This is a genomic window from Neisseria gonorrhoeae, from assembly GCF_003315235.1.
GTDB classification, from domain to species: domain Bacteria; phylum Pseudomonadota; class Gammaproteobacteria; order Burkholderiales; family Neisseriaceae; genus Neisseria; species Neisseria gonorrhoeae.
Genome location: NZ_QNRU01000065.1, coordinates 1 through 2,697 on the forward strand (window position 1 = coordinate 1; position 2,697 = coordinate 2,697).

General features: G+C 50.8%; 4 protein-coding genes, 1 tRNA gene and 2 pseudogenes. 1 reads left to right on the top strand and 6 read right to left on the bottom strand.

What is annotated here, in order from left to right; translation table 11 throughout:
- From DFR77_RS12565 to DFR77_RS12580, 4 genes and pseudogenes are all read right to left on the bottom strand, one after another.
- On the bottom strand, positions 1-332 hold a 332-nt coding region (locus DFR77_RS12565; RefSeq protein ID WP_146778620.1), incomplete at its 3' end, for an IS110 family transposase.
- Positions 333-334: 2 nt separating this feature from the next.
- A pseudogene (locus DFR77_RS12570) lies at positions 335-517 on the bottom strand (glycosyltransferase family 2 protein); the annotation flags it as partial.
- Between the two features lie 167 nt (positions 518-684).
- Positions 685-1,278: a GTP cyclohydrolase II gene (gene ribA / locus DFR77_RS12575; RefSeq protein WP_003689161.1), complete on the bottom strand. Its 594-nt coding sequence runs from the start codon at positions 1,276-1,278 to the stop codon at positions 685-687.
- Entirely contained in the window at positions 1,271-1,945 is a 675-nt protein-coding gene (locus tag DFR77_RS12580; protein ID WP_003689160.1) for a hypothetical protein, read from the bottom strand. Before DFR77_RS12580 ends, ribA begins: the two co-directional genes overlap by 8 nt.
- A gap of 150 nt (positions 1,946-2,095) precedes the next feature.
- Between DFR77_RS12580 and DFR77_RS12585 the strand changes: the two genes are divergently transcribed.
- Positions 2,096-2,180: transfer RNA gene (locus DFR77_RS12585), tRNA-Leu, on the top strand.
- A gap of 55 nt (positions 2,181-2,235) precedes the next feature.
- Here DFR77_RS12585 and DFR77_RS12590 read toward each other — a convergent pair.
- Positions 2,236-2,430 carry a helix-turn-helix transcriptional regulator gene (locus DFR77_RS12590; RefSeq protein ID WP_003693991.1) on the bottom strand — a complete coding sequence of 65 codons (195 nt, stop codon included), beginning with the start codon at positions 2,428-2,430 and terminating at the stop codon, positions 2,236-2,238.
- A 25-nt stretch (positions 2,431-2,455) separates the two neighbouring features.
- Positions 2,456-2,697: pseudogene (locus tag DFR77_RS12595) on the bottom strand (hypothetical protein); the annotation flags it as partial.

Genomic DNA, 2,697 nt, shown 5'->3' on the forward strand with positions numbered 1-2,697 from the left:
GCCGACCGGCAATACTGCGCTATCAGCTTTGCATCCTGTTTGTCTGTTTTGGTTCGCTTGAACCTGCTTTCTGCATACTTGCTTATTTTCAGCGGGTTCACTACGTAAACGCTGTAATACTGCGCGAAGTAGTCGGCAACTTCTTCATAATAGTTTCCCGTTGCCTCCATACAGATATGCAGATTCTGACATCCCAAGCTTTTCAACCGGTCCGAAAACTGATTTAAACCTTTTGAATCGTTGTCAAACTTTGCCGAATATTCGGCATTGCCGACCATGGCGGATGCGTCAAATGTCAGCTTGGATATGTCTAATCCTACGGCGTTACGCATGGGATTACCCTTATATGCGGATATTTGCCTGCATATTCGTCGCAAATCTTCCCGCAGCCGTCCGGCGAACCGTCATCGACCAAAATCATTTCATAATCGGCAAAATTTTCGGCAAGCACGGAATCCACGCAGCAGCGAAGGTATTTTTCCACATTGTAAATAGGGACGATGATAGAGAAAATCATAAATATCAATACGTTGTATTAAGATGTTTGCGCGTATGCCTCAAACCCGCGCTCGCAATGCGTTTGCATCCGCACCCTGCAACTTGATAAAACTTATTGCTTTATCAAGCTATGGAAACCTGTTTCCCGAAAGACGGCGCAGGATGCCCGTTCCCTGCAACTTTGCCTTATTCCGACATCAAATGCCCCAGCTTGTCTGCTTTGGTTTGGAGATAACGCTCGTTTTCCAGATTTTCCCCGACGTGCAGGGGAATGCGTTCGACCACGTTAATCCCCGCATCTTTCAGGGTTTGGATTTTTTCGGGGTTGTTGGTCAACAGTTTGACCGAGCGGATGCCCAGATATTCGTAGATAGATTGCGCCAAACGGAAATCGCGGGCATCGACGGGCAGCCCGAGTGCCAAATTGGCTTCAACGGTATCCATACCTTGTTCTTGCAGATGATAGGCGCGGATTTTGTTAATCAGCCCGATGCCGCGTCCTTCCTGACGCAGATAGACGATGATGCCGCGCCCCTCTGCCTGTACCGCCCTCATTGCCGCTTCAAGTTGCGGTCCGCAGTCGCATTTTCTCGAGAACAGCGCGTCGCCCGTCAGACATTCGGAGTGGATGCGCGTCAACACCGGATTGCCGTCTGAACAATTGCCGACGGTCAGCGCGACGTGTTCCTGCCCGTTTGCCTCTTCAAAACCGTGCATCGTAAATACGCCCCATTCGGTCGGCAGACGGCAGGAAGCGACATGGTCTAATAATTCAGACATTTTCATCTCCTTCTGCGGCAGTGATGCCCAAAAGTTGCTTCAAAGGTTCGGACAAAGCCAAGGCAAGAGCCACCCATTCCGCCTGCGCCGCCGTATCCGCACACTCTGCGCATTCAAATTCCACATGAACCACGCCCAATACACCGCCGCTCTCCGTGCAAACGGGAATGGAAATTTGCGCCGCCGAAGCATGATTGCGTTCTCCCGAAAGCTCACCCAAATTCAACCAACGGCGTACATCCGAGGCAACATTCATCCAACCGCTTTGCGCCGAACGGCAGGCAAGCGAAACATCGGTAATATTTCCATCCTGCTCCCATATGTTTTCCAAACCTTCGCCCTGTTGGGACAGGCACACCAGCCGGAGGGCGGCGTTTTCAGACGGCATCAAGGCATAAACCGCCGCGCTCCGCACACCTGTCGAGCGTGAAAACACCGAATCCAAAGCCATAAAAAGCCGTTTCAGGGCATCTTCGCGGACATCATCGCACGGCAGGTAATCGGCAAGTTTCCAACCCTCATCATTGCACCACAAAACAGAACGGTCAATCGAAGCCATCCCCATATCCATTACCGTCTGCGCCGTCAGATACGCCGCCCGAACCTCGTCAAGCGGCAGCTTCAAACCCTGAGTCAGCAGAAAATCCTTAATCAAAGCAGCAGGCATACCCAAATTCCGTCAATAAAAACAAAAAACCGCCCGATTCCGATGCCAGGCGGACGAATAGCGGATTTTACCGCTGCAAAGCATAAGCCTCAACTATTACGTCCAAAGCCTTGCGCAATCGGACAAAATCTGTATAATCTCCACCCTTATGCGGACGTGGCGAAATTGGTAGACGCACCAGATTTAGGTTCTGGCGCCGAGAGGTGTGAGAGTTCGAGTCTCTCCGTCCGCACCAAAATTTTTATATCTTTCATAATGTTATATACCACTTGGTGCAAATGTGGTGCAAATCACATCATCGGGCGTTTTTCTTTTTGGCGGTCTAGCCATCCTTCGACTTCTTCTTTTTTCCACCAAAAACGTTTCTTCGATACGGATATTCGCGCGGGGAAATCCGGACGCGGTGCGTACCGCTCTAAAAATGTACGCTTTTTTACGGATAAAATATCTGCGCATTGCTGCGGGTCTAGGTATTCGCTATCCATTTAAAACCTCCAAACTTAATTATATTTACGCCGCCTGTTTTTTCCGCTTCCGGCGCGCTTCGGCATCCGGTACCGGCTCGGATTCTTTGATGGCGCGGACGTAGTGTTTCCACGCGGCCGTTTCGAGGGCGGCTTTGAAGCGGCAGGCGGTTTGTTGCAATAGGCGCAGTTCGCCGCCCGTGATGTATTCGGCGTAGCCGCCGGCTTTTTTACGGTTGTTGTGTCCTTGAAACGTCATGGGTTTTCGTCCGTTCTTTGGCTTGTCCG

What these genes read in the sequence shown, in the direction of transcription:
- ribA (WP_003689161.1), bottom strand. Translation starts at nt 1,278, where the DNA reads ATGTCTGAATTATTAGACCATGTCGCTTCCTGCCGTCTGCCGACCGAA.
- DFR77_RS12580 (WP_003689160.1), bottom strand. Translation starts at nt 1,945, where the DNA reads ATGCCTGCTGCTTTGATTAAGGATTTTCTGCTGACTCAGGGTTTGAAG.
- DFR77_RS12590 (WP_003693991.1), bottom strand. Translation starts at nt 2,430, where the DNA reads ATGGATAGCGAATACCTAGACCCGCAGCAATGCGCAGATATTTTATCC.